The sequence below is a fragment of the Dietzia sp. E1 genome (assembly GCF_014145015.1).
In the GTDB taxonomy this organism is placed as follows: domain Bacteria; phylum Actinomycetota; class Actinomycetes; order Mycobacteriales; family Mycobacteriaceae; genus Dietzia; species Dietzia cinnamea_A.
Map to the genome: position 1 here is coordinate 1 of NZ_JAALDU010000540.1, position 1,051 is coordinate 1,051.

2 protein-coding genes and 1 pseudogene are annotated in these 1,051 nt (G+C 72.5%); all 3 read left to right on the forward strand.

Annotation, left to right across the window (positions count from 1 at the left end; genetic code table 11):
• Positions 1–335, forward strand: a pseudogene (locus tag G6030_RS15250) (cyclic pyranopterin phosphate synthase); the annotation flags it as partial.
• 31 nt (positions 336–366) lie between these two features.
• Positions 367–648 (forward strand): MoaD/ThiS family protein, encoded by a 282-nt coding sequence (locus G6030_RS15255; protein ID WP_236885030.1) that lies wholly within the window; start codon positions 367–369, stop codon positions 646–648.
• Between the two features lie 27 nt (positions 649–675).
• Positions 676–1,051 (forward strand): substrate-binding domain-containing protein (locus G6030_RS15260; protein ID WP_347238680.1); only part of this gene is annotated, 376 nt, incomplete at its 3' end.

The window sequence follows — 1,051 nt, forward strand, 5'->3', positions numbered from 1 at the left end:
CGGGGCGCGAGGACCCGTCGGCGCCGGCCGAGCTGTGGCGGGTCGCCGGCCACACGGTCGGTGGCGCGCCCGCGACGGTCGGGGTGATCGCGACCGTGACCCGCAACTTCTGCGCGGCCTGCGACCGCACCCGCCTCACCGCCGAGGGCACGGTGCGGTCGTGCCTGTTCAGTGACGACGAGACCGACGTGCTCGGCGTGCTGCGCTCGGGCGCCCCGGACTCCGAGGTCGCGGAGGTCTGGCGGGGCGCGATGTGGGGCAAGCAGGCCGGGCACGGGATCGGCGGTACGGCCTTCCACAGGCCGCGGCGGTCGATGGGAGCCATTGGTGGTTGACGTGTCAGTGTCGAGCGATAGAGTTGATGATGTGAGCAGCACACCGGATGTGGGACGAGCGCCGCGGGTGATCACCGTGGGCTACTACGCCGCGGCGGAGGACGCCGCCGGTACCGCCCGCGAACGACTGCACACCCACGCCACCACCGTCGGGGAGCTGGCGCGCGAGGTGTGCGAGCGGCACGGTGAGCCGCTCGCCAGCATCGTCACGGTGTCCTCCTTCCTGGTGGGCGACGAGACCACCCGGGATCCGAAGACCCCGATCGACGGCGTCTCCGCCATCGATGTACTGCCCCCGTTCGCCGGCGGCTGAGCGATGAACCGGAGCCGGGGGGTCAGCGTGCTGACGATCGCCCTGGCGTGCACGGTGGTCGGTGCCTGCGCGACGGAGGAGCCCGAGGACGAGACCACGACCATCGGGGTCGCGGCCGCCCCGTCGTTGTCCGCGGCGTTCACGGAGATGATCGACATCTTCGAGGACGAGCATCCCGGGGTCACCGTCAGCCTCGAGCTGGGCCGGTCGGACACCATCGCCGCCGGGCTACCGGGGCGGGACGACATCAACGTCTTCGCGTCCGCGAGCGAGGAGGCCATGCAGCAGGTGGTGGACGCCGGCGTGGCGGTCGACCCCCGCGTCTTCGCCCGCAACCACGTCGTGGTGGCCGTGCCGTCCGGGAACCCGCGCCGGATCACGGGGCTGCGCGACCTCGAACGCC